This window comes from Spirosoma profusum, from assembly GCF_014699005.1.
GTDB lineage: Bacteria > Bacteroidota > Bacteroidia > Cytophagales > Spirosomataceae > Spirosoma > Spirosoma profusum.
In genome coordinates this window covers 26,263-48,990 of the sequence record NZ_JACWZY010000012.1, presented here as the reverse complement: position 1 = coordinate 48,990, position 22,728 = coordinate 26,263, and the positions used below count along the sequence as shown (strand labels likewise).

The window sequence follows — 22,728 nt, the reverse complement described above, 5'->3', positions numbered from 1 at the left end:
CTCCCATCTTTTAGTTGATAGCAATCAAACTTAAAATTGATATAAAATAACAGTGTTTTCCTGAAATTGAATACGAATATGTGTCTATAAAATATGTATAAATTATTTAATAAGTATTAAAATAATACTTATAGATATACTTGAATTTTGTTACTTGGCATAATAAAGCCCTACAACAGTTTGACGACCGGAGGTAGGGCTTTGAAGGTGTCCAATGTTTTGCCATTAAACAATTCAAAATTATGAAAAAGTTATTGACATTCCTTTTCTTGGTATTGCTTGTTGGTTGCAACCGGCCAGGAAATGATCAGACGCTAAAGCCAGGTGATCAAATTCTGAACTATGGAGCAAAATTCGATAAGCTTCTATTAGGCGAAGAGAGCAAGAACGATGAGATTACTTTAACCGAAGAATTAAAAATTGGGAATCAGGGGCTTACGCTACCAATAGGCACCATTTTAAGAAAGATCAAAGATGATCCCAGTAGTTTTTCCTATACGTTACCTAATGGGTATAAGGTAATTGGACAAACTACGGACGGCAAGGCAAGATCAGCAGCGGGAGGTAGTGTGACCTGTACCTGCACTAGAGGAAATGGATGTTCCCCTTATTATGCTACACTCGGAGGAAAAGTAAGCATGGGCTGTGCGGCCAAAAATTGTACTGCATGCAACATGACGACTAGCGGTTCGGCCAGGATTGGTGTTTCAGAGGAAACATTCAATACCGCTGAAATCATCAATTTTAATCAACCCATCCACTTTGTAACAAGCAAAGCAGAGTTAAGTACGTTGGTATCTCCAAGCCATTCAATGATGCAGCTAGAAGAAATACGCAAGCAGATTGTGGCATTTGCTAAAGGCTATCAGGTTGATGATTTGGATGCTTTAAACAAGAGTACTGGGCCTGCCGATTTACCTTCCAGTTATCAGTATATACATGTAAATCTCTTTGGCAGGTTAATCATGCTTCCCGTTCAAACCAATATTACGCTCTCCGTAGATCCACTGGTGAATGAACTAATGAGAGATGACAAAAACGCTGGAGCCAGAGCCGCAGCAACTGTTTACAAATGCAAGTGTAACAGTGGTAATTCAGGTTGTTCTTTAAATTCCGGCAGCTTACTTTTTGCTAAAGCAGTTTATTGTGATGCTGGTGGTTGTGCTAGTTGCACATTGAGTTGGATCTAGTATGATATATTTTCTGTGAGTTTTACGAATTAATTATTGTGTATTGATAGAATCGCGGCTTTTCAATAGTACCGCGATTCTCAGTTCAAAGTTTAATGAAAAAACTTCTTCTTTTCTTTTTAGCCCTAGTGTCAATTAATACGGGAATTTGCCAGAAAAATTTTACGCTTGGTGTGCTGGCAGGTGTGGGCAAACCTGAATTGATCCTTGGCTATATCTCTTCATCATCCTGGCAATTAGGTGGTCTCTCTTTACTAAGGCCAGTAAACCTTGGAATTTATGGTGATTATGCTATTACGAAACAAATTCATGCCGGTACTGATGTCAGCTACTATCGACTGATTTTACAGGAATCCAATAAAAATGGTGACCCTATTATCCAGGATAAGTTTCATTATCTAAATATCGCGCCCTATGTTGCCTATGAGCCTATTAAGTGGGTTTCGATTGCTTTCAATATAAGCCTTAGACCCCTACTTAAATTTGAACAGGGAAATGCTCTGTATTCGACGGCGGCTACTTTACTCTCCTATTATGGGCCTCGTTTAACGTTGAAACCAATTAAGCAGATCGGTATTGATATTGGTTATGAGAATGGAGCCCGATCCTTCGCTGTGGGACATATCGGACCTGACCCGACTCTTCTAACAAATACTGTGTGGTATACCAACATCCGTATTGCTGCCTTTGCTAAATAGCGTAACTCATAATCAGTAAATCTTTCTACCCCATGCCCTTACCCCTCTGCCCTATGCTAAAGATAAAGTACCTTATACTTGAACGCTCCGTAGAGACGCCAATAGATCGATAAAAAAGGGGTCGCAATCGCAGTTACAACAGCATGTTTAATGTCGAGCCAGGTGAGCGGATTGCGCGGAAGATGACGTATCACCAAGTCGGCCGTGAAAATTGTCCAGATACTCAGGCCAATCAGGGTGAAGGCTAGCTGACCGGTTATCAGGCAAATCAGGCTCAACGCAATGCTTAGAACTGCCGAATAATATTGCCGGGTTTGTCGACGGTACGACGGAATGCGCTTTTTGAATAAGTCCGGGTGCCGTTTGTACAGTAAGGCGTCGTAGCTATTTTTTCGTTCGTCCTGCAGCAACCCATACCAGGGATACGGACGAATATGATAAACAACCACCGCTTCCGGGCACTTGCTGATCAGAATACCGGCACGTAACAATTTGAATTGCAGGTCGCTGTCTTCGCGCCACGACGTATCGAAAGCTTCTTCAAAACCGCCTACCTGCTCCAGAGCGGATTTTCGGACAAAACAATTCGAGGAAACAAATTCAGTACGTCGGAGGAGCGTTGCGGTTCGGTCGAGTGGTGAAGGATGGTCGGGCAAAAGCACGCGCATTTGTCCGCTGACCACCTGCGCCCCCCTCTGAAAACAGGCCAGCGCCGACGAAAGCCAATCCGGTTCGGGTAGACAGTCGTCGTCCGTAAACGCAATAATATAGCCCCGTGCCGCCTGCCAGCCCCGGTTTCGGGCGGCTGCCATACCCCGGCGTTCAGGCTGTCGGAGGTAACGAACTTCGAGAGGACTTCCGTCGCGGGCAATTTGTTTGGCAAAAAGCTGAACAGCGGTTTCTGTCTCCGACGAGTTGCCCTCATCGACCACAATAATTTCAAACTGATGACGCGGGAGCCGCTGCCGTCCCAGTGCATCAAGGCATTTAAGTAGTAGTGCTGGTTGCTGATACGTTGGAATCACAACCGAAAATTCAGGTGTCATGGAGTTGTACTAAAAATAAATTGATTGAGCGCAGCAGAGCTCTATCGCAACTTCTGTCGATACGTTGAGGAATCGAATGGGGTTGCTTAACTCTGATCGGTCTAATACAAAAACCTAACCAAACTTCGAACCACCGGCCAAAGACTGCATATTTTCGACTGAATTGTTTGGGAAAGGCCCAAAACCTTTTGTCGGGGCTTTATCTTTACCGTTCCATCTATCGTTTATTGTATCTATGTCTCGTATTGCTCTTATTACTGGTGCTACGTCGGGGATTGGACGCGCAACCGTCGAAGCTTTTGCCGATCTTGAATTCAGGTTGATTCTTTGCGGTCGTCGGCAGGACCGGCTGGATGAATTGCAGGAACAGTTAAGCCAGAAAACGACGACGACTACGCTCAATTTCGACGTGCGCAACTGGGTAGAAGTCTATGAATCCATCAATACGTTGCCTGAAGAGTGGCAAAGCATTGATATTCTGGTGAATTGTGCGGGAAATGCACACGGGATGTCGGCCATTCAGGATGGCGACGTAGCGGACTGGGACCAGATGATCGATGGGAATGTGCAGGGCTTACTCTACGTATCAAAAGCCGTGATGCCGGGTATGGTTGAACGAAAGAAGGGACATATCGTGAATATCAGCTCGATAGCCGGTAAAGAAATCTACGCCAACGGAGCTGTGTACTGCGCCAGTAAAGCCGCCGTTGAAGCGCTCAGCGCGGGTATGCGTCTTGATTTAACCCAGCACGGAATCAAGGTAACCAACGTAGCACCAGGTGCCGTCGAAACGGAGTTTTCGCTGGTACGTTTCAAAGGCGACCAGGAGCGTGCCGCAAAAATTTATAATGGCTTCACACCCCTCACCCCCGACGACATTGCCGATGCCATTGTGTATGCCGTAACGGCTCCCGCGCACGTTACCATTGCCGATATGACCATTCTGGCGGGTGCACAGGCAGGCGCTATGACGATTCACCGTAAGCAGAGTTAATCGTTTTAAGGATAAGTCTTCCTCGGTGGAAGCCATATTAGCCCACTGCTGAAGCGGTGGGCTGTTACGATATCATTCTCTGGATATTGCGTATATGTTGCTGATTATTAGAAACTTGAAAGTAAAAATTTAAACTTATTATAATAAGTTATTTATTCTTCAAAAGATTGTCTTTACTTTCGTCAGTGTAAATCAACAACGTCGCTTCGGCGTTCATTACCTTTTTACGTATTGAAAACCATTGGCATCGACCTCGGCGGCACCCGCATTAAAGGCGTCTTACTCGACACAGATACCGGCGAGGTGCTGCATAAACAATTGACACCCACCAACGACGGCGAAAAAGGGAGCGGCTGGAAAGGGGCTATCGCGCAGACTGTTACCGATCTGAAAACACTGATTTCAGAACCTATAGAGCATATTGGGTTGGCAGCTCCGGGGCTTCCCACGGTCGATAATACGGCCATCGCCTGTATGCCGGGTCGATTGGAGGGGTTGGAAGGATTCAATTGGTCCGAATATCTGGGACAGCCAGTACACGTACTGAACGACGCGCACGCAGCTTTAATGGCCGAAGCCAGATTTGGAGCGGCTCGGAACCTCCGACACGTAGCGATGCTCACGCTGGGTACGGGTGTAGGTGGAGGACTGTTGGTGGATGGGCAGTTGTATCAGGGCTTTTTTCAGATGGCCGGTCACGTAGGGCACATCACCGTCGATGCCGACGCTGAACACCTGGACGTAACGAATATGCCCGGTAGCCTGGAAGACGCCATCGGCAACGTAACGGTGAGCCGCCGGTCGTACGGCCGTTATCAAACCACACACGAGTTGGTAGATGCGTATCGGCAGGGCGAACCACTCGCTACGTTGGTCTGGCTCACATCGATACGTCGATTGGCGGTGGCATTGGCGTCTATAGCGAATTTGTGTTCGCCGGAGGTTGTCATCATCGGAGGAGGCATTACGCAGGCGGGTGATGCACTGTTTAGCCCACTCGCTACGTTCATGGACCTGTTCGAATGGCGACCGTCGGGCAAAAAAACAACCATTGTCAAGGCGCATTTCGATGACTGGGCAGGCGCTATCGGAGCCGCTTCTTTCTGAAACTGAAAACATCACGCATGATGAGCGTAATCAAACAATATCTGCAACGTACACAGGGTATTTTGAACACCGTTGAACAACAGGAAACTGCTATTGAACAGGCGGCCAAATGGTTCAGCCAGACCATTTTGTCGGGCCGGATGGTACACCTGTTCGGGAGTGGCCACAGCCGGATTATGGTTGAAGAAATGTGGCCGCGCTACGGGTCGTTTGCCGGTTTCAACCCCATTGTCGAACTCTCGCTGTCGTTTCATAATCTGGTGGTAGGAGCTAATGGGCAACGTCAGGCCATGTTTCTGGAGAACGTATCGGGGCTGGCCGACCGGATTCTGCGGAATTACGATCTTTCTCCAACAGATTCGGCGCTGGTGATTTCGTCGAGCGGTTGTAACGTAGTACCCATCGAAATGGCCGAATTGTTTCAGCAACGGGGCGTTAAAGTAGTGGCGTTGGTGACGAAACAACACGCCGAAAAAAGTACCAGCAAACGAAAAGACGGGAAAAAACTGACCGACTTTGCCGATTTAGTGCTGGATACCGGCGCACCGATGGGCGATGCAATGGTGACTGTTCCGGGCCTTGATACGCCTGTATCCCCCGGCTCAACGGTTGGTGGAGCGCTGATTGTAAACTGCATCAAAGCCGAAGTGGCGCGTCTGCTTACCGAAGCAGGACAGCCCCCCAAAGTATTATCGGCCGCGAACGTAGTGGGTGCTGAACGGGCCGTTACGTTGTTTGAAGGAGCCTACGACGAACACGCCCACAGGCTAGCCAAACTCTATCAACAGGTTGGAATTCCGTCCTACGTCAGCGGTGCTACGTCAACGGTTCAAACACCGGAAGCATGACTACGATTATTAATCACGTAGCGGTGCCGTTGTTGGCTGAGGTCGACGTACTGGTTATTGGCGCGGGATCAGCAGGGTGCGTAGCGGCTCTGGCTGCGGCAGAACGGGGCCAAGGATTGTCGGTCATGCTGGTGGAGCGGTACGGTTTTCCGGGCGGTACGTCGACGCAGATGCTCGATACGTTCTACGGCTTTTTTACGCCCGGCGAAACACCGCGAAAAGTGGTTGGCGGCTGGCCCGACCGCGTCGTGAACGAACTCGACAAAACGGGTAATATTTTTCTGCGTCCCAATACGTATGGAGCTGGTACAGGCGTCAACTACAACCCCGAACGGCTGAAACTCGTCTGGGATCAACTAATTCAGCAACAGGGTATTCGCTACTTACTGCATACTACATTGATTGATGTTAATTCAGCCGGTGAACGCTACAGTTGTGTTTTCTGGAACAAAGGCGGTTTTTGTAAAGTACTGGCCCGGCGGGTTATTGATGCCTCGGGCGATGCCGATTTTTGTCATTTAGCCGGTTTTGCTTACGAACGCGCAGGTGAGCACGAACCCGCTCAAAGTATGACCACTACGTTTCGGATGAGCAATGTCGATTTGGACGAATATGAACGGGCGGGTGGCAAGAAAATGTTGGTGCGAGCTATGCAGGAAGCTGTCGATAGTGGCCACCATCCATTGCCTCGCAAAGAAGGTTCGGCACATGAAATGAACGCGAAAATGTGCATCTCGACGGTTGCCGTAAAAGTAGCAGGGCTGTCAGCATTGAATGCCGAAACATTAACACAGGCCGAAATTGAAGGTCGACGACAGGCTTTTGTGTACGAAGATTTTTTCCGCGATGACGTACCGGGGTATCAGGAGTCGAATATCATCGGTCTCTCGCATCAGATTGGCGTGCGCGAAACCCGGCGCGTCTACGGCGAACATCGGCTCACAAAAGACGAATGCCTGGCGGGTCTGCTCCCCAACGACCGTATTTTCCTTTGCGGTGCCCCCATCGAAGACCATCGACAAGGCGCAGACGGATCGTCGGAGACGTATTGGGAGTACATTCCCGGCGCGGGCGTGTATGGAGTTCCCTACGGTACTATAGTCCCGAAAGGAAGCCAGACGGTCTGGGTGGTGGGTCGGTGTTTTTCGGCCACGCACGATGCCCATGCGTCGTGTCGGTCGATGGCGCAAACCATGTCGATGGGGCAGGCTGCCGGACTCGCAGCCGTACAGTCACTACGTAACGATGAGCCAGCAAATGCTATAGCCATCAAGCAGTTGCAGGAGGATTTGCTGCAACTTGGCGCTGTTCTGGACGTACCAGATGCTGTTGCTGATACGTCGCGTAACGGCTGGCGACATAATGTTCCGGCGCGGCATATATACAACGTAGCATGACGTTTATTCGAACCGTTCTGGGCGATATTGATCCTTCACAGGCGGGCGTTACGTATGCCCACGAGCATATCATTATCGAGGAAAGTTTCCCGACACAAACGAACCCGGATTTTCTGCTGAACGACGTAGCGAAAATAACGGCAGAATTGACGCAGGTGTACGCAGCCGGTGGACGTACAATGATCGATACAATGCCTGTTAACTGTGGGCGTAACGTAGTGAAACTGGCCGACGTATCAAGCCGATCGGGTATTCATATTGTAGCACCAACGGGTATTCATCTGGAAAAATATTACCCAGCTTCACATTGGCGGTATCAGTATTCAGAAGATCAGCTAACGCGCCTGTTCATTGCCGACGTAATGGAAGGTATCGACCGTTACGATTACAACGGCCCCATTGTTGAGCGAACCTCTCACCGTGCGGGAATGGTCAAATTAGCCACTGGTGATGAAGCCATTACGTCTCATCAGGAGGTTATTTTCCGAGCAGTGGTCAATACGCACCGCGAAACGGGCGTACCGATCCTGACTCATACAAACGAGGGGCGACAAGCGATGGAACAAGTGAAACGCTTCGATACGTTAGGAGCCAATTTGAGACACGTAGTACTTTCACACGTGGACCGTCGCCCGGACGTAACGTATCATCAGGAACTATTGAAAACCGGTGTGCGACTTGAATATGACAGTGCGTTTCGCTGGAAGAAAGACGAACCGAATGGAACGTATCATTTACTGGAAACCCTTCTGCCCGATTTTCCTGATCAGATAGTAGTGGGTATGGATGCCGCCCGCAATACGTACTGGCAATCTTATGGCGGGAAGCCAGGTTTGGTGTTTTTATTGACCCATTTTCGTGAAGAACTTGAGCGCCGGGGACTGAGTGGCTACTGGCGAAAACTCATGGTTGACAATCCAACTGCTTTATACACGTTCAAAAAAGTATAATCTGCTACGTTGGTAAAAAAGAAGCGGTTGCTGCTACGTATCGAAAATGCGTAGCAGCAACCGCTTCGGATTAATGGATAGGAAGCCTTACAACTGAGGTTGTTGAGCCACTAATTTTTCATCGACATGGCCGGGTTTGCGATTGCGCATCCAGAACCAAAGAACGACGAACGCTACGATGAGGAAAATCGGGAACATCGTCATTTTGGCCAGAGTTGCCTGACCAGCAGCCAGTTCCAGCGCGTCACCAGTAATACCCGTTGCCGCTTTTTCAACACGGGCTTCATCAATCCAACGGCCAATGATAGGTTGCCAGATTGAGGTCGAGAACATACCCACGCCACCAATAACCGACATACCTAAGGCACCACTGGCTGGTATATTTTCGGCAATGAAACCAATCATGGTTGGCCAGAAATAACACACGCCAATCGCAAAGAAAACAGCGGCCACATAAGCCATAGAGCCAGTTTGCGTACTAAATAGATAGATACCAATGGTTGCAAAGACGGCACCGCCCAGCAGAACTCCTGTCTGGTTGAGGCTATGGATGATTGGCCCACCGAAATAACGACCGATAGCCATCAGCCCCGTTGTCAGAGCGAGAATGTACATGGGTGTAGCTCCACTTTTTGCCATGATCAAGCCAACCCATTGCTGTGGCCCAAATTCAGAAATAGCCGTGAAGGCCATACAAACAAACATAAACAGGAAAAGCGGGGTAAGCATCGCCTGGAAATTGCTACTTAACGACGTAGCATTCACCACTTTTGATGTTGGAAAGGCCTGGCCGAAGAACAGGAATACGTAAATCAGCGTCGGTATCATAATTATCCAAACCTGCGTCTGCCACGAGTAGCCAGCATCGGTCATAAATTTGGAGAGCAGACTTCCGATAACAATACCACCCGGAAACCACATGTGGAAGCGGTTCAGCATTTTGTTCATTGTATTGCCCGAAAACATATCAGCAATCAATGGGTTACAGGCAGCTTCCGTACAGCCATTACCGATACCAATTAACAGCGTAGAAATCAGTAGCGTATTGTAGCTTCCCGCGTAGATTGTCAAAAGAATGCCTAGTGTATGGCACGCAAAGGCAACCATCATGATTGTACGGGGACCTACTGTATAATAAACCAGCCCACCGATAATCATAGAAATGGGGAAACCAAAGAACCACATGGAGTTGATAAAACCGAGTTGCTCGGCCGTCAGTCCGAGTTCAGTGCCTAATTGAGGCAGAATACCGGCTCGGATACTAAACGAGAAGGCCGTAGTTATCAGCGCGAAGCAACTGGCGTAGAAGAGCCGGTTTGGATTAACTTGGTTCATTTTCTGCAGGAGGGGATTTAGTAAGTTATGGATTTGATTATTTCGTAAAGGCAAAACGAAGCATAAACTCCCCGTTTCGGTGTCGTTTTTGTGCAAAATTTCCGAAAAATAAGAGAAAACAGCTAATTTCCGCCCACAAAAAAGCGAGAGCTACAGGGAAACGATTTTTCGGTTCAGGTTCCAGGTTTGATGGTCAAGGTTTTAGTCAACCAGTCCTGAAAATCAAACCTGAAACAAACTACAGTAAACCCAACCCTGTCGCGATCTTTTCCAATCTGTTTTAATCAACTTCATTACCGATGCACAGAAAATTGCGAATGGGTATGGTGGGCGGAGGGCTTGATGCCTTTATTGGTGCCGTTCACCGTCGGGCGGCTGCTTTCGATAACGAAATCGAACTGGTGTGTGGCGTATTCAGTGGAACGCCTGAGAAATCGAAGGCAACGGGTCGTGCGCTTTATCTTCCCGAAAACCGGACTTATACCTCGTATGAGGAAATGATTGAGCAGGAAAAGAAGCTCCCGGAAGGTGAACGCATGGATTTTATTTCCATCGTAACGCCGAACCACATGCACTTTCCACCCGCGAAAATGGCCCTCGAAAACGGTTTCCACGTTATCTGCGACAAACCGATGACGCTGAATCTGGAAGAAGCCAAAGAACTGGCGCAGATTGTCGAAAAGTCTGGTTTGGTATTCGGTCTGACGCACAACTATACGGGCTATCCAATGGTGAAAGAAGCCCGCGACATGGTACGTAACGGCAAACTGGGTCCGCTTCGGAAAGTGGTTGTGGAATATCCGCAGGGGTGGCTGTCGAAAAAAGAAGAAGACAACAATTACAAACAGGCTATCTGGCGTACCGACCCGGCTAAATCGGGGGCCGCTGGTTGCATGGGTGACATCGGGACCCACGCCGAAAATCTGGCTGAATACGTAACAGGCTTGAAAATCAGCGAGCTCTGCGCCGATCTTACTACGTTCGTTCTGGGACGAATGCTCGATGACGATGGCAACGTATTACTTCACTTCGAAGGGGGGGCCAAAGGGGTATTGCACGCTAGTCAGATTGCAAACGGTGAAGAAAACGCACTGAAAATCTTCGTGTATGGCGAACTGGGCGGTTTGGAATGGCATCAGATGGAACCCAATACACTTAAGTACAAAACCCAGGAAGGACAACGTATCATCCGCCCCAACGTAGGCGATTTATCGGCATCGGCGAAGGCACACTGGCGGATGCCGTCGGGACACCCTGAAGGATTTTTCGAAGCCTTTGCCAACCTATACCGCAACTTTGCTTTTGCTGTAAAAGCGCACATGGAAGGCAAACCCGCCGACCCTCTTTACGATTTTCCAGGTGTTGAAGATGGCGTGCGTGGACTCGCTTTCATCGATACCGTCATTGCGTCGAATACCTCTTCGGAGAAATGGACAAAGTTTGTTGAATAAATTGCTGAGACAATGCTGGGACGCAGAGATGCACAGAGAGACACGGAGACACACAGAGAGTTATTTTAATTTCTCTGCGTATCTCTGTGTTCCTCTGTGCATCTCTGCGTCCCAGCATTGTGTCATAACCTTTTCCCCCTAAATCAATGCAAAAAATTAATGTTGGTGTCGTTGGCACCGGATTCATCGGGCCTGCGCACATCGAAGCCCTGCGTCGTTTACCCAACACCAATGTTCTGGCGCTCTGCGAAGTAACGCCTGAACTCGCTCGTCAGAAAGCCGACCAGCTTGGCATCGAACGTTCCTGTACGTTTGACGAACTACTTAAGATGGACGATATCAAAGTCGTACACATCTGTACGCCTAATTTCCTGCACTACTCGCAGTCGAAAGCGGCTCTGGAAGCAGGTAAACACGTAGTATGCGAAAAACCACTGGCGAAGGATTTACACGAGGCTGAAGAACTGGTTGCGCTGGCCGAGAAAACGGGCTTAGTCAATGCCGTACACTTCAACCTGCGTTATTATCCGCTGGTACGTCAGATGAAAGTAATGCGCGAGCAGAATGATCTGGGCGACATTTATTCAATCATCGGCTCTTATTTACAGGACTGGCTCTTCTACGATACCGATTATAACTGGCGGCTCGAACCCGATAAATCGGGCGATTCGCGGGCGATTGCCGATATCGGTTCGCACCTGATGGATAGTCTTGAATACATCACCGGCCTGAAAACGGTAGCGGTTATGGCCGACTTTAACACCGTTCACAAACTGCGTAAGAAGCCCCTTAAGCCTGTAGAAACGTATTCGGGTAAGATGCTGAAGCCGGAAGATTATGCCGACGTACCGATCAATACCGAAGACCACGCCAACGTACTGCTACGTTTCGACAATGGTAACAGAGGAGTTATTACGGTATCGCAGGTATCGGCCGGACGTAAGAACCAGATGAAACTGGAAATTGCTGGTTCGAAAAAAACCTACGCCTGGAACTCGGAATCGCCTAATGAAATGTGGATTGGTAACCGTGATGGTGCCAACGAATCGTTCATGCGTGATCCATCCCTTGCCCACCCCGAAGCACGTTCAGTTATCTCGTTCCCCGGTGGACACAACGAAGGTTTTCCCGATACGTCGAAACAATTATTCAAAGAAGTTTACGACGCGATTGCCGCTGGAAAACAACCCGAAAAACCAACGTATCCAACCTTCGCCGACGGCTACCGTGAACTGCTTATCTGCGAGAAAATCCTCGAAAGCAACCGCAAACAAGCCTGGGTAGAGATTTAATTTTCAATGAGTGAATGATAGAATGGCCTGAGCGCGGAACAGTGAATAGCACAAGGCTTTTGACCTATTCTATCCTTCACTTATTCACTCATTCAAAAATTGACCATACATGAAAACAATGAAAGGTCCGGGCATATTTCTTGCCCAATTCCTGGGCGATACGGCCCCCTTTAATTCCCTGGAAAGCATTGCCAAATACATGGCTGATTTGGGTTACAAGGGCGTTCAATTGCCAACCTGGGACCCGCGCGTCATCGACCTCAAACAAGCGGCTGAAAGCCAGACCTATTGCGATGAACTCAAAGGGAAACTGAAAGATATTGGTGTTGAAATCACCGAACTGTCGTCGCACTTGCAGGGGCAGTTGGTTGCGGTGCATCCGGCCTACGCGGCCATGTTCGATGGTTTTGGTCCGGCTGAATTGGCTGGTAGACCGAAAGAACAGCAAGCCTGGGCCGTCGACCAATTGATGCTGTCAGCTAAAGCGTCGAGAAATCTTGGCCTGACGGGTCACGTTACGTTCTCTGGTGCGTTGCTGTGGCCGTTTATGTATCCGTGGCCGCAACGTCCGGCTGGGCTGGTCGAAACCGGTTTTACGGAACTGGCGAATCGATGGAAGCCCATTCTGGACGCTTTCGACGAAGCAGGTGTGAACGTTGGGTATGAGCTTCACCCTGGCGAAGATTTACACGACGGTATTACGTTCGAGATGTTTCTGGAGAAAGTGGGCAATCACCTACGGGCCGGTATCAACTACGACCCGAGCCACTTTGTGCTGCAACAGCTTGATTATCTACAATTCATTGATTTCTACCACGAACGTATCTACGCTTACCACGTGAAAGATGCCGAGTTTAACCCAACCGGCAAGCAGGGCGTTTACGGTGGTTTCCAGGGCTGGGTCGAACGGGCCGGGCGGTTCCGTTCGCTGGGCGATGGACAGGTTGATTTCTCCGGTATTTTCAGCAAACTAGCTCAGTACGATTATGATAGCTGGGCAGTACTGGAGTGGGAATGCGCCTTGAAACACCCCGAACAAGGTGCTGCTGAGGGAGCACCTTTCATTGAAGGGCACATCATCCGCGTCACCGAACGCGCTTTCGACGATTTCGCCGGTACCGGCGCCGATGAGAATTTTAATAAGAAAGTACTAGGATTGTAAGCAGTTAAAATTACTGATTTTTGTGGTGTCGGGTTAGACAACTCGGCACCACAATTGTTTATATCATTACGTAATCAAGCAGATAGACGTAACGATAATAATATGGCAGGCCAAGGATCGGGTGGTAACGTATTAGCCGCCCTTTGTAGTTTTTTCATTCCAGGGCTGGGGCAACTTTTGCAGGGCCGGCTAGGTATTGCAATTGTTCAGTTCGTGCTGGCAGCCATTCTGTGGTTTATCTTGCTGGGATGGATTATCCACCTGTGGTCGATTCTGGATGCCGCGCGTTATAAGCCGAGCGCTTAGAGGAAGTGAACGATTCGGTCTGGACCGTCTTTCCGTAAGGAGGGAAAAATTAAGAAAGCGAACACGCAACTGGGTGAAGCTTTGCTGACTACCAACCTATGATAACAATACGTTACGTTGACCTACGTGCATAATAGGCCTGGAGCGTCTGTACCTACAAAAGAATATTACATTTTGATGAATTAGTTACATTGAATTGGCTAGTTTTGCCATTATTTTGGCAAGCGGCCAGACGAGATCGGATGGCGAGTGTTAATACGTCGGTATGAAACCACAGCTCCTCAAAATTTCTATCGCATCCGATTTCTCTTTTAGTGTCCGCCACGACATTGGGCCCCATTTTTACAACCGCTGGCACTATCATCCCGAACTGGAGTTGTTGCACATCGAAGCCGGAACCGGAACGCAGTTTGTCGGTGACAGCATTCGGAATTTTCAGGCGGGCGATACGTTGCTGATTGGGGCTAATTTGCCCCACTACTGGCGGTGCGACAAAGCGTATTTTGAACACCGGCCAGACTTATTTGCCAAAGCGACAGTCGTGCATTTCCGCGCCGATTTCTGGGGCGATACGTTCCTGCATTTACCCGAAAATCGACCGATGGTTAAACTACTTAACCTGGCACAGCAGGGGTTGCGTATTTATGGGCAGACGAACCAGCGATTGAAGGCATTATTGACTCGAATGCTGGACGAATCCGGTCCTGAGCGATTGGTTACGCTTCTGAAAACGCTGTCCATTCTGGCTAATTCCGAGGAGATGGAAGTGCTATCGACAATCGATTATCCCAGCCATTTCGATGAAGGAGATACCGACCGAATCAATCGGATTTATGCATATTCGATTGCCAATTTCCAGCGCAAAATTTCACTGGAGGAGATTGCAGAAGTTGCCAGCCTAAGCGTTAATTCATTTTGTCGGTATTTCAAAATGCGCAGTCGTAAATCGTATTCCCAGTTTCTGCTCGAATTGCGTGTACATCATGCTTGTAAATTGCTCATCGATAGTACGTTGAGTATTAGCCAGATTGGTCTGGAGAGTGGCTTTAATCAATCGTCTGGTTTCAATAAATATTTCCGTCAGATCACCGGTAAATGTCCGATGCAATACCGGAACATGTTCGGAAAAGTGTTATAACGTAACGTTTTAAAGAACGTATCAAGTAGTACAACCACCTAATGAAAACATTTCCAGTTTCATCCTCTATTTTATCTACTACCCATCTGGCCGATTTCCTTCGTGAGCAATACGGGTTTAGCCAGAATGCTACGTGTCAATTGCTGAAAGCAGGTGTTAATCATTCATACCTGATTACCGATGTCGAGTTTAAAGCCGTTTTTCGTATTTATAGTCTGAACTGGCGCACTGAAACGGACATTTCTCAAGAGATCAGCCTGTTGAATCGAATTAACGAAGGCGGCATTCCCGTGTCTTACCCGCTGACTGATACAAGGGGGCACTACATTCAGCAACTGAACGCACCAGAGGGCAGCCGTTTTGGTGTATTATTTTCGTTTGCAGCAGGTGAAAAACTGCTGACGTTTCCAGCGGAAGTGCATTATAAGCTGGGGCAAATTATGGCGCAGTTTCACCAAATTACAGTGAATCAGACCATCGACCGTGTTACGTATACGCCCGAAGTTATGTTGGTCGATCCGCTTGAAAAGCTCAAACCTTTTCTGTCTGAAGACACGCCTGAAATGCAGTTTATGCTGTCTACACAGCGTTTTTTGCTGAACGAGTTTGCGAATATAGACCATGCAAAAACTCGCCAGGGAGTTGTGCATCTGGACATCTGGTTCGACAATCTGAACATTGCGAAAGACGGCACCGTTACGTTGTTCGATTTCGATTTTTGCGGAAATGGTCTTCTGAGTTTCGATATCGCGTATTACATTTTGCAGATTCATAGCACCGAAACCGACGTAGCAGAATTCCATAATAAAAAAGAAAGCTTTCTGCAAGGATACGAGTCCATTACAGAAATTAGCGAAGAGGAAAAACGGTTGTTTCCGATGCTGGGCGAAAGCATTTATTTCTTCTACATTGGCGTGCAGTGTGAGCGGTTCGAGAACTGGTCTAATACGTTCCTGAATGAATTATATCTGAAACGCCTTATTAATCTGCGCGTCAAACGCTGGTTCGATTTTAACGCATTGGCGGTGAGCTAACGTAACGTATTACATCTCTTAATCGAAATGGGTAAATTCCACGAATTCATCAAACCGACTCATCAGAAATTCATCGAAGAGCAGCACATCTTTTTTGTTGCAACGGCCCCCCTTAGCGCCGACGGCCACGTCAACCTGTCGCCTAAAGGACTTGATTGTTTCCGGGTTTTATCGAAGGCAAAAGTGGCGTATATGGACTTGATTAGCAGCGGTAACGAAACCTCAGCGCACACGCTCGAAAATGGACGTATTACGTTCATGTTCTGTTCGTTTCAGGGCGCGCCTAATATCCTGCGACTATACGGCAAAGGGCAGACTGTACTGCCCGGTACGTCGCTTTGGGATGAGTACGCTCCGCACTTTATCATTTACCCCAGTACGCGTCAGCTCATTGTGGCCACTATTGACTTAGTGCAAACTTCCTGTGGCTTTGGCGTTCCTTTGTTCAAGTATACTGGCGAACGGGATGTCCATTTTAATTGGGCGGAGAAAAAAGGAGCTGACGGCCTTCAGGAATATATTCAGGAGAAAAACCTGGTAAGTCTCGATGGCTTGCCTACCAATTTAGGACTGCTGCAATGAACGTCATTTTTTTCAAAGATCAGACTGAATTTCGTGCGTGGCTGGCTGAGAATCACGATAAAGCGACGGAAGTACTAGTTGGTTATTACAAAGTTAGTTCAGGAAAAACCTGTATGAACTGGTCGCAGTCGGTCGATCAGGCGCTTTGCTTTGGCTGGATCGATGGTGTACGACGAACCATTGACGACGAAAGTTATTGCAACCGCTTCACCCCTCGAAAGCCAAAAAGCAACTGGAGTGCTGTGAATATTCAGAAAGTAGCCGAACTGACTCAACAGGGACTCATGCAGCCTGCTGGAATAGCGGCTTTTGAAAAGCGTGAAGAAAGCAAATCGCGAATTTACGCCTACGAACAGGTCGAAGCGGGCTTGTCTGACGAGTATGAAAAGATATTCAAAGCCAACGAAACTGCCTGGTCATTTTTCCAGAAACAAGCACCCTGGTATCGGAAGCAGGCCAGCAATTGGGTCATGACGGCCAAACAGGAAGCTACCCGGCTCAGCCGGCTTGAACGACTGATAAGCGTCAGCGAAGAGGGCAAGCGGTATTAACGGATAAGCGCATCGAAATCGAATGAAAAAAGCACAATACTGGTTCGGGTGTGTTACGTTCTGCCTGCTGCTTCTGGCTATTAACCGGCCAATTTTCGGGCAGACAAAACAGCCCCATTTTCGGGTAGTAGCTATGGCTGAGCCGGCAAGTATGCATGCGCCTTTTGTGGCAGCCGCAAAAGTATGGTTAGGAAAACTTGCTACTGAAAATGGATTTACCGTCGATTACATCGAAAATGCTGAATCGATAAACGCTACGTTTCTGTCTAACTATCAACTGTTTATTCAATTAGATTATCCGCCCTACCGGTGGAGTGATACGGCAAAAACGGCTTTTCAGCAATACATTACCGAAGGCAAAGGTGGCTGGGTTGGCTTTCATCACGCGAGTTTGCTGGGTGAATTCGATGGTTTTCCGATGTGGACGTGGTTTTCGGAATTTCTGGGTGGTATTCGTTACAAAAACTACATTGCTACGTTTGCTAAAGCTACCGTCAACGTAGAGGCTACGAATCACCCGTGCCTGAAAGACGTTCCAACTACGTTCGTTGTTGAGAAAGAAGAGTGGTACACGTATAACAAAAGCCCGCGACCGAACGTAACGGTGCTGGCTTCGGTCGATGAATCGACGTATTCGCCCGACAGTAATATAAAAATGGGCGATCACCCCGTAATCTGGTCAAACGAGCACCTTAAGGCACGTAACGTGTACATTTTCATGGGCCACCATCCCGACTTGTTTAAAAACGAAGCCTTCGTGAAAATTTTCCGAAACGCCATTTTCTGGGGAGCCGGGAAGCCCTAATTAGAAATTTTATGCGTAACGATACGTCTTCGGTTTCGACTTTGAACTGGGAGCAATACAGTCATCTGGTAGAGGAAGTGAGTGTGCCTGCCCGAACTGTTTTGTTGCGTGAAGGAGACGTAGCAACGAATGCTTATTTTGTGAAGAAGGGTTGTCTTCGGGTTTGGTTCAACAACGATGGCAAGGACGTAACGTTTCAGTTTTTCTTTGAAGATCAGGGTGTTTCGTCAATTGAAAGTTTTCGTTCGGGTAAACCGAGCCTGTTCAGTATCGAAAGTATTGAGCCGTCGACGCTGTGGGTGATCAGTAAAATCAATCTGGACGTATTGATCAGGGAAATTCCTGGTTATCAGGAACTCATGCAGGACCATATTCTCCAGCGCATGAACCACTACGCCCGATTGTTTATGTCCCATATCAAACATAATCCGGAAGAGCGTTACCTGGAACTCATGGCCGAAAGTCCGCACATTATCCGGCGTGTACCGCAGCACTACGTAGCGTCGTATCTGGGTATTACGCCTGTGTCGCTAAGTCGAATCCGGAACAAACTCATGCGGCAGAAAAAATAATCACTACGTTATTTGTTAACAATTGTTATCGTGCCCCAGGCGTCGTCAGGCAGACCTTTGTCTGAAAAAAACGACGATAACTATGAAAGCCGCAGTCATTCATCAATTTGGCGAAGTGCCTCGCTATGAAGATATTACCGATCCTGTTCCACAAAACGAACAGGAATTAGTGATGACGGTAAAAGCCGCATCGCTCAAAAACATCGACAAAGGACAGGCCAACGGTTCACATTACGACAGTCATAAGAAATTTCCTGCTGTTGTAGGAACTGATGGGGTGGGCGTACTGCCCGATGGAAGCCGGGTCTTTACATTTTTTTCGGGTGCAACCATGGCCGAGAAAGCGATTGTTCAGAAAGGTAGCTTCGTCCCATTACCCGATACTATTGACGACGTAACGGCGGCTGCTTTGCCCAATCCGGGTTTATCGGCCTGGTTTTCGCTGGTTACGCGAGCGGGGTTGCAACCCGGAGAAACGGTGTTGATAAATGGAGCCACCGGCATCACTGGAAAAACGGCGATTCAACTGGCTAAACAGTTGGGAGCCGGGAAAATAATCGTCACAGGACGTAACGCACAAAACCTTGCTATGTTACCTGAACTGGGTGCCGATGTTACGATCTCGCTGCTGCAATCCGATGATGACCTACGAACCGCTTTTAAGGAAGAATTCAAAAAAAGCCCAATAAATGTAGTGATCGATTATACCTGGGGGCATCCGGCTGAAATCCTGCTTAGTGCCCTTACTGGTAACGATTTGATGGCGGTTGCTCATCGAACCCGCTACGTTACCGTTGGTTCAATGGCTGGCCCAACTATTCAACTGGCGTCGGATACGCTACGTAGTGCAGCCATTGAACTGTACGGCGTGGGAGGAGGAAGTATTCCGAAAGAAGTCATGCAAAAAATCCCAACCGAAATTTTACCGCAGCTTTTTGACCTGGTGGCTACTGGCAAACTAAAACTGGACACCGAAGCAGTGCCGCTTAGTGAAGTGAGTAGCGCCTGGGAACGTAGCGGAACTGCTGGAAAACGATACGTGCTTGTGCCCTAGAAAGCGTTTGAATTAGTCGAATCGTCACGTAGCGACCTGATGTTTGTAGAGATATCAGCGGTAAAAAGAAACGTCGCGTAGCGACCAAACAAATCAGCTACGTTGTTAGGTCCCTACGCGATGATGCAATTAACGGAGTATACTAGAGGAACGTAGCCTGTTACGTTCCTCTGTAACTAACGAAGAGTTTCTTAGAACAACTTTACTACGCGGGATAGCACGGCTGAAATGATCAGAATAACCGCCACGAACCCTAATCCGTAATAAAGCCCAAACGCTTCGGCTACGAAACCAATCACTGGCGGTCCTGCCAGAAAACCGATGAAGCTGAACGTAGCAAACGTAGCGAGACCAGCCGCCGGTGGTATACCCGGTACGCGCATCGAAGCACTGTAGAGAATTGGCGCTCCTAACGAACAGCCGGCTCCCAATAAAGCAAATCCGATTAAGGCAGTAGCCGGATAGGGAAAGGCTATAGCAATCAGTAAGCCAATTGCTGCCACCACAGCCCCGAGTTGCAGCCAGTTTTTTGCGCCAATTTTAGGAATGATACCGTCGCCGAGGAAACGAAACGAAGTCATTGTCAGCGAGAAAGCGCCGAAACCAAGCGCAGCAATCTGGCTGGTAGCTCCCAGTGTTTCGCGCAGGTACACCGCACTCCAGTCGAGGGCAACGCCTTCGCCCATTGCTACGGCTAATCCAATCAGAATCATCAGCAACAAATCCAGATTCGGTACTACGAATGACGAGCCCGATGGTTGAGCCGGGTCAGTTTGGCCATCTACCGGGCGGCTGCTTGATGGGACGGTTTGCAGAATGGGCTGAAGCAGGAACGTAGCAAGCAGTACCAATCCCGACATGATGGCCATGTGAATAGACGGCGATACATGCAGTGCAATCACCAGACCAGCGATTCCCGAACCGATTAAGCCACCCAAACTCCACATGCCATGACACGACGACATGATGGAAATGTTCTGTGAACGTTCTACGTTAGTAGCGGACGTATTCATTGCTACGTTCAGCAGCGCACTACTCAGTCCCAGCAGAAAAAGCCCCAAGGCCATTACCAACGTATTGGGTGCATTAATCGGAACGCAAACGGCTAGTGCTACGCCAACTGCCGACCAGAAACAGGCTTTTGCTTCACCAAGTTTAGCGACGATCCAGCCGGTTAGCGGATTCATGATCAGTAAGCCAACGGGCATGGCGAAGAGCGTAAGACCCAATTCTGCATCGGAGAGGTGCAGGTTCGCTTTTACATGCGGAATGTGCGCGACCCAGCTCCCAAACAGGAGGCTGTCCGACGCGAATACCAATCCAACGGCCAGCGCTTGCCGATTCAGAAAAAACGTCAGCAGGTTTTGCAGAAACACGTTTCGATTGGTCTTGTTGAGTGAAATGGTTGTATTCATGGCACAAAAATAGCCGCCCGGAAGCGGCTCTTTTGGCAATCTATTAGCAAATACTAATGCTGTATTGATGTTTTAAGTCGACTACTTATTGGTCCATTGTTAACGCTGTATTATTTTTGAGGTGACCGGCCATCGCTTTACGTAGTTTTTCGACCTTTGGGAGCGAAACACGCTGTATGTATGGTTGGTCGGGGTGGAGGGCAAAGTAATTCTGGTGATAATTCTCGGCGGGATAGAATGCTGTAAGCTGGGTTACCTCCGTAACAACCGGGTTTGGATAGTGCTTCGATTCGTTGGTACGTTTGATAGCAGCCTGAATCTCAGCTTTTTCTTCGGGTGTCCGGTAAAAAGCAACCGACCGATAGTCGCGGCCAACGTCTGGTCCCTGGCGGTTTAGTGTTGTGGGGTCATGACCGGCAAAGAAGGCGTCGAGCAGTTGGGCGTAGCTGATGACTTTGGGGTCATAATACACCTGAACCGATTCGGCATGGCCAGTTTTGTCGGTACCGACCTGTTCATAGGTTGGATTTTTGACATCACCGCCGGCATAGCCCGAAACTACTTCCCGGACTCCTTTAAGCTGGTTCATGCCTTCTTCCAATGCCCAGAAACATCCGCCGGCAAACGTAGCAACGGCCTCGCCAGATTTCAGGGTTGGTAATTTTGCAGGAGCGTAATCTTTCGATTGACCCTGTGCGCAGCCCGCGAGAAGAAGCAGGCTAAGCGCGTATAAATGAATGCGTTTCATGCTGTGTTGTTTTAGTATATAAACGATAAAAAGCCGAATGCGGTTTCAATGGCAGAGGGCATGAGGATAATGGCAAAGGGTAAAACCAGCACTATCCCTCTGCCATTGTACCCATCCCTCTGCCCATTACTTATGAAACTTCAATTTGAAAAAATAGAGCCCGAAGCGGGGAGTTCGTTTCGGGTCATTCATAACACCGAGCCGGAAACCTGTCGGGTATACTGGCATTATCACCCAGAATACGAAATTGTGTACCTGCCGTTTGGCAACGGACAGCGACGTGTTGGTACGAACGTAGCACGCTACGAATCCGGCGAATTGGTGTTTATCGGGCCGAATATGCCACACCTGAACTTTAGTTATGGACGTATAGGGCAGTTCGAAGAAATTGTGGTGCAACTGCGGGACGACTTTATGGGCGATAAGTTTCTGCAAAAACCAGAACTATCTGCCGTTCGGCGGTTATTTGAACGCGGACACGTAGGACTGGCTTTTGGTGAAGATACCAAACGACGTGCAGGAGCGTTGTTGTCAAAACTTCCCAAAGCGGGTTCTTTTGAGCGATTTCTGTCCCTGCTCCAGATTTTACAACTGCTGGCTAATGCGCCCGATGCCGAAGCCCTCCACACGAACGGCGCCCGGTTTGACCTAAATCCAAAAGAACAGGAACGTATCAACCACATTTGTCAGTACGTCGAACAGCACTACGTTGAACCAATTGATATTCAGGACGTAGCAGATATAGCCAGCCTGACTGTGCCGGCCTTTTGCCGGTATTTCAAACGTATGACACACCTTACATTTACTGATTTTGTGAACGAATATCGGGTCAATCAGGCGCGTCGGTTACTGCATTCTGCCCGAACAGTGGCTGATATTGGTTTCGCAGTGGGGTTCAATAATTTATCGCATTTCAATAAGACATTCCTGAACGTAACGGGCCAAACACCTAGCGCTTATCGGAAAGCATTTGTAGGATGATACGTTGTCATTGGTTCTAACGTAGTAATCTTGTTACGTTATCTGCCATAAAAAACGCCCCAACGATTATCA

At 48.3% G+C, this 22,728-nt stretch carries 23 protein-coding genes; 19 read left to right on the top strand and 4 right to left on the bottom strand.

Annotated elements, in window-relative coordinates:
- Positions 1 to 242 precede the first annotated feature (242 nt).
- A complete protein-coding gene (locus IC229_RS15400; RefSeq protein ID WP_190887890.1) occupies positions 243 to 1,190 on the top strand; it encodes a hypothetical protein in 948 nt (315 codons plus the stop codon).
- Between the two features lie 95 nt (positions 1,191 to 1,285).
- A complete protein-coding gene (locus tag IC229_RS15395; protein WP_190887889.1) occupies positions 1,286 to 1,888 on the top strand; it encodes a hypothetical protein in 603 nt (200 codons plus the stop codon).
- A gap of 56 nt (positions 1,889 to 1,944) precedes the next feature.
- Here IC229_RS15395 and IC229_RS15390 read toward each other — a convergent pair whose 3' ends face one another.
- Positions 1,945 to 2,934, bottom strand: a complete 990-nt coding sequence (locus IC229_RS15390) for a glycosyltransferase family 2 protein (protein ID WP_190887888.1) — start codon at positions 2,932 to 2,934, stop codon at positions 1,945 to 1,947.
- A gap of 235 nt (positions 2,935 to 3,169) precedes the next feature.
- On the opposite strand from IC229_RS15390, the gene IC229_RS15385 reads away from it, so the two are divergent.
- From IC229_RS15385 to IC229_RS15365, 5 genes are all read left to right on the top strand, one after another.
- Positions 3,170 to 3,928, top strand: a complete 759-nt coding sequence (locus IC229_RS15385; protein ID WP_190887887.1) for an SDR family NAD(P)-dependent oxidoreductase — start codon at positions 3,170 to 3,172, stop codon at positions 3,926 to 3,928.
- A 231-nt stretch (positions 3,929 to 4,159) separates the two neighbouring features.
- Positions 4,160 to 5,035, top strand: a complete 876-nt coding sequence (locus IC229_RS15380) for an ROK family protein (protein WP_190887886.1) — start codon at positions 4,160 to 4,162, stop codon at positions 5,033 to 5,035.
- A 20-nt stretch (positions 5,036 to 5,055) separates the two neighbouring features.
- Complete coding sequence (locus tag IC229_RS15375) at positions 5,056 to 5,883, top strand: sugar isomerase domain-containing protein (protein ID WP_190887993.1); 828 nt, start codon at positions 5,056 to 5,058, stop codon at positions 5,881 to 5,883.
- Complete coding sequence (locus IC229_RS15370; protein ID WP_190887885.1) at positions 5,880 to 7,280, top strand: FAD-dependent oxidoreductase; 1,401 nt, start codon at positions 5,880 to 5,882, stop codon at positions 7,278 to 7,280. The genes IC229_RS15375 and IC229_RS15370 overlap by 4 nt, the downstream gene beginning before the upstream one ends.
- Entirely contained in the window at positions 7,277 to 8,230 is a 954-nt protein-coding gene (locus tag IC229_RS15365) for a phosphotriesterase family protein (RefSeq protein WP_190887884.1), read from the top strand. Before IC229_RS15370 ends, IC229_RS15365 begins: the two co-directional genes overlap by 4 nt.
- A gap of 87 nt (positions 8,231 to 8,317) precedes the next feature.
- Here the strand turns inward: IC229_RS15365 and IC229_RS15360 are convergent, their stop codons facing one another.
- Positions 8,318 to 9,565, bottom strand: coding sequence for an MFS transporter (locus IC229_RS15360; protein WP_190887883.1), 1,248 nt, complete (start codon positions 9,563 to 9,565; stop codon positions 8,318 to 8,320).
- Between the two features lie 317 nt (positions 9,566 to 9,882).
- Here IC229_RS15360 and IC229_RS15355 point away from each other — a divergent pair, with 317 nt between their 5' ends.
- The 11 genes from IC229_RS15355 (at position 9,883) to IC229_RS15305 (ending at position 19,512) form a co-directional block, all read left to right on the top strand.
- A complete protein-coding gene (locus IC229_RS15355) occupies positions 9,883 to 11,016 on the top strand; it encodes a Gfo/Idh/MocA family protein (RefSeq protein ID WP_190887992.1) in 1,134 nt (377 codons plus the stop codon).
- A gap of 146 nt (positions 11,017 to 11,162) precedes the next feature.
- Positions 11,163 to 12,308, top strand: coding sequence for a Gfo/Idh/MocA family protein (locus IC229_RS15350; RefSeq protein ID WP_190887882.1), 1,146 nt, complete (start codon positions 11,163 to 11,165; stop codon positions 12,306 to 12,308).
- Between the two features lie 109 nt (positions 12,309 to 12,417).
- Positions 12,418 to 13,470: a sugar phosphate isomerase/epimerase family protein gene (locus IC229_RS15345; RefSeq protein ID WP_190887881.1), complete on the top strand. Its 1,053-nt coding sequence runs from the start codon at positions 12,418 to 12,420 to the stop codon at positions 13,468 to 13,470.
- A gap of 102 nt (positions 13,471 to 13,572) precedes the next feature.
- Positions 13,573 to 13,776, top strand: coding sequence for a hypothetical protein (locus IC229_RS15340; RefSeq protein WP_190887880.1), 204 nt, complete (start codon positions 13,573 to 13,575; stop codon positions 13,774 to 13,776).
- 265 nt (positions 13,777 to 14,041) lie between these two features.
- Positions 14,042 to 14,914 (top strand): AraC family transcriptional regulator, encoded by an 873-nt coding sequence (locus IC229_RS15335; RefSeq protein ID WP_190887879.1) that lies wholly within the window; start codon positions 14,042 to 14,044, stop codon positions 14,912 to 14,914.
- Between the two features lie 41 nt (positions 14,915 to 14,955).
- Positions 14,956 to 15,948, top strand: a complete 993-nt coding sequence (locus IC229_RS15330; RefSeq protein WP_190887878.1) for a phosphotransferase — start codon at positions 14,956 to 14,958, stop codon at positions 15,946 to 15,948.
- 27 nt (positions 15,949 to 15,975) lie between these two features.
- Positions 15,976 to 16,530 (top strand): pyridoxamine 5'-phosphate oxidase family protein, encoded by a 555-nt coding sequence (locus IC229_RS15325; protein ID WP_190887877.1) that lies wholly within the window; start codon positions 15,976 to 15,978, stop codon positions 16,528 to 16,530.
- Positions 16,527 to 17,081 carry a YdeI/OmpD-associated family protein gene (locus tag IC229_RS15320; RefSeq protein ID WP_190887876.1) on the top strand — a complete coding sequence of 185 codons (555 nt, stop codon included), beginning with the start codon at positions 16,527 to 16,529 and terminating at the stop codon, positions 17,079 to 17,081. The genes IC229_RS15325 and IC229_RS15320 overlap by 4 nt, the downstream gene beginning before the upstream one ends.
- Before the next feature lie 22 nt (positions 17,082 to 17,103).
- Positions 17,104 to 17,886, top strand: a complete 783-nt coding sequence (locus IC229_RS15315) for a ThuA domain-containing protein (protein ID WP_190887875.1) — start codon at positions 17,104 to 17,106, stop codon at positions 17,884 to 17,886.
- An 11-nt stretch (positions 17,887 to 17,897) separates the two neighbouring features.
- Entirely contained in the window at positions 17,898 to 18,458 is a 561-nt protein-coding gene (locus tag IC229_RS15310) for a Crp/Fnr family transcriptional regulator (protein ID WP_190887874.1), read from the top strand.
- An 82-nt stretch (positions 18,459 to 18,540) separates the two neighbouring features.
- Entirely contained in the window at positions 18,541 to 19,512 is a 972-nt protein-coding gene (locus tag IC229_RS15305; protein ID WP_190887873.1) for a quinone oxidoreductase family protein, read from the top strand.
- 191 nt (positions 19,513 to 19,703) lie between these two features.
- On the opposite strand, the gene IC229_RS15300 is transcribed toward IC229_RS15305, so the two are convergent.
- Positions 19,704 to 20,927 carry an MFS transporter gene (locus IC229_RS15300; RefSeq protein ID WP_190887872.1) on the bottom strand — a complete coding sequence of 408 codons (1,224 nt, stop codon included), beginning with the start codon at positions 20,925 to 20,927 and terminating at the stop codon, positions 19,704 to 19,706.
- Positions 20,928 to 21,012: 85 nt separating this feature from the next.
- Complete coding sequence (gene msrA / locus IC229_RS15295; protein ID WP_190887871.1) at positions 21,013 to 21,675, bottom strand: peptide-methionine (S)-S-oxide reductase MsrA; 663 nt, start codon at positions 21,673 to 21,675, stop codon at positions 21,013 to 21,015.
- Between the two features lie 132 nt (positions 21,676 to 21,807).
- Here msrA and IC229_RS15290 point away from each other — a divergent pair, with 132 nt between their 5' ends.
- Positions 21,808 to 22,656 carry an AraC family transcriptional regulator gene (locus IC229_RS15290; RefSeq protein ID WP_190887870.1) on the top strand — a complete coding sequence of 283 codons (849 nt, stop codon included), beginning with the start codon at positions 21,808 to 21,810 and terminating at the stop codon, positions 22,654 to 22,656.
- Positions 22,657 to 22,728: the final 72 nt, after the last annotated feature.

What these genes read in the sequence shown, in the direction of transcription:
- IC229_RS15400 (WP_190887890.1), top strand. Translation starts at nt 243, where the DNA reads ATGAAAAAGTTATTGACATTCCTTTTCTTGGTATTGCTTGTTGGTTGC.
- IC229_RS15395 (WP_190887889.1), top strand. Translation starts at nt 1,286, where the DNA reads ATGAAAAAACTTCTTCTTTTCTTTTTAGCCCTAGTGTCAATTAATACG.
- IC229_RS15390 (WP_190887888.1), bottom strand. Translation starts at nt 2,934, where the DNA reads ATGACACCTGAATTTTCGGTTGTGATTCCAACGTATCAGCAACCAGCA.
- IC229_RS15385 (WP_190887887.1), top strand. Translation starts at nt 3,170, where the DNA reads ATGTCTCGTATTGCTCTTATTACTGGTGCTACGTCGGGGATTGGACGC.
- IC229_RS15375 (WP_190887993.1), top strand. Translation starts at nt 5,056, where the DNA reads ATGAGCGTAATCAAACAATATCTGCAACGTACACAGGGTATTTTGAAC.
- IC229_RS15370 (WP_190887885.1), top strand. Translation starts at nt 5,880, where the DNA reads ATGACTACGATTATTAATCACGTAGCGGTGCCGTTGTTGGCTGAGGTC.
- IC229_RS15365 (WP_190887884.1), top strand. Translation starts at nt 7,277, where the DNA reads ATGACGTTTATTCGAACCGTTCTGGGCGATATTGATCCTTCACAGGCG.
- IC229_RS15360 (WP_190887883.1), bottom strand. Translation starts at nt 9,565, where the DNA reads ATGAACCAAGTTAATCCAAACCGGCTCTTCTACGCCAGTTGCTTCGCG.
- IC229_RS15355 (WP_190887992.1), top strand. Translation starts at nt 9,883, where the DNA reads ATGGGTATGGTGGGCGGAGGGCTTGATGCCTTTATTGGTGCCGTTCAC.
- IC229_RS15350 (WP_190887882.1), top strand. Translation starts at nt 11,163, where the DNA reads ATGCAAAAAATTAATGTTGGTGTCGTTGGCACCGGATTCATCGGGCCT.
- IC229_RS15345 (WP_190887881.1), top strand. Translation starts at nt 12,418, where the DNA reads ATGAAAACAATGAAAGGTCCGGGCATATTTCTTGCCCAATTCCTGGGC.
- IC229_RS15340 (WP_190887880.1), top strand. Translation starts at nt 13,573, where the DNA reads ATGGCAGGCCAAGGATCGGGTGGTAACGTATTAGCCGCCCTTTGTAGT.
- IC229_RS15335 (WP_190887879.1), top strand. Translation starts at nt 14,042, where the DNA reads ATGAAACCACAGCTCCTCAAAATTTCTATCGCATCCGATTTCTCTTTT.
- IC229_RS15330 (WP_190887878.1), top strand. Translation starts at nt 14,956, where the DNA reads ATGAAAACATTTCCAGTTTCATCCTCTATTTTATCTACTACCCATCTG.
- IC229_RS15325 (WP_190887877.1), top strand. Translation starts at nt 15,976, where the DNA reads ATGGGTAAATTCCACGAATTCATCAAACCGACTCATCAGAAATTCATC.
- IC229_RS15320 (WP_190887876.1), top strand. Translation starts at nt 16,527, where the DNA reads ATGAACGTCATTTTTTTCAAAGATCAGACTGAATTTCGTGCGTGGCTG.
- IC229_RS15315 (WP_190887875.1), top strand. Translation starts at nt 17,104, where the DNA reads ATGAAAAAAGCACAATACTGGTTCGGGTGTGTTACGTTCTGCCTGCTG.
- IC229_RS15310 (WP_190887874.1), top strand. Translation starts at nt 17,898, where the DNA reads ATGCGTAACGATACGTCTTCGGTTTCGACTTTGAACTGGGAGCAATAC.
- IC229_RS15305 (WP_190887873.1), top strand. Translation starts at nt 18,541, where the DNA reads ATGAAAGCCGCAGTCATTCATCAATTTGGCGAAGTGCCTCGCTATGAA.
- IC229_RS15300 (WP_190887872.1), bottom strand. Translation starts at nt 20,927, where the DNA reads ATGAATACAACCATTTCACTCAACAAGACCAATCGAAACGTGTTTCTG.
- msrA (WP_190887871.1), bottom strand. Translation starts at nt 21,675, where the DNA reads ATGAAACGCATTCATTTATACGCGCTTAGCCTGCTTCTTCTCGCGGGC.
- IC229_RS15290 (WP_190887870.1), top strand. Translation starts at nt 21,808, where the DNA reads ATGAAACTTCAATTTGAAAAAATAGAGCCCGAAGCGGGGAGTTCGTTT.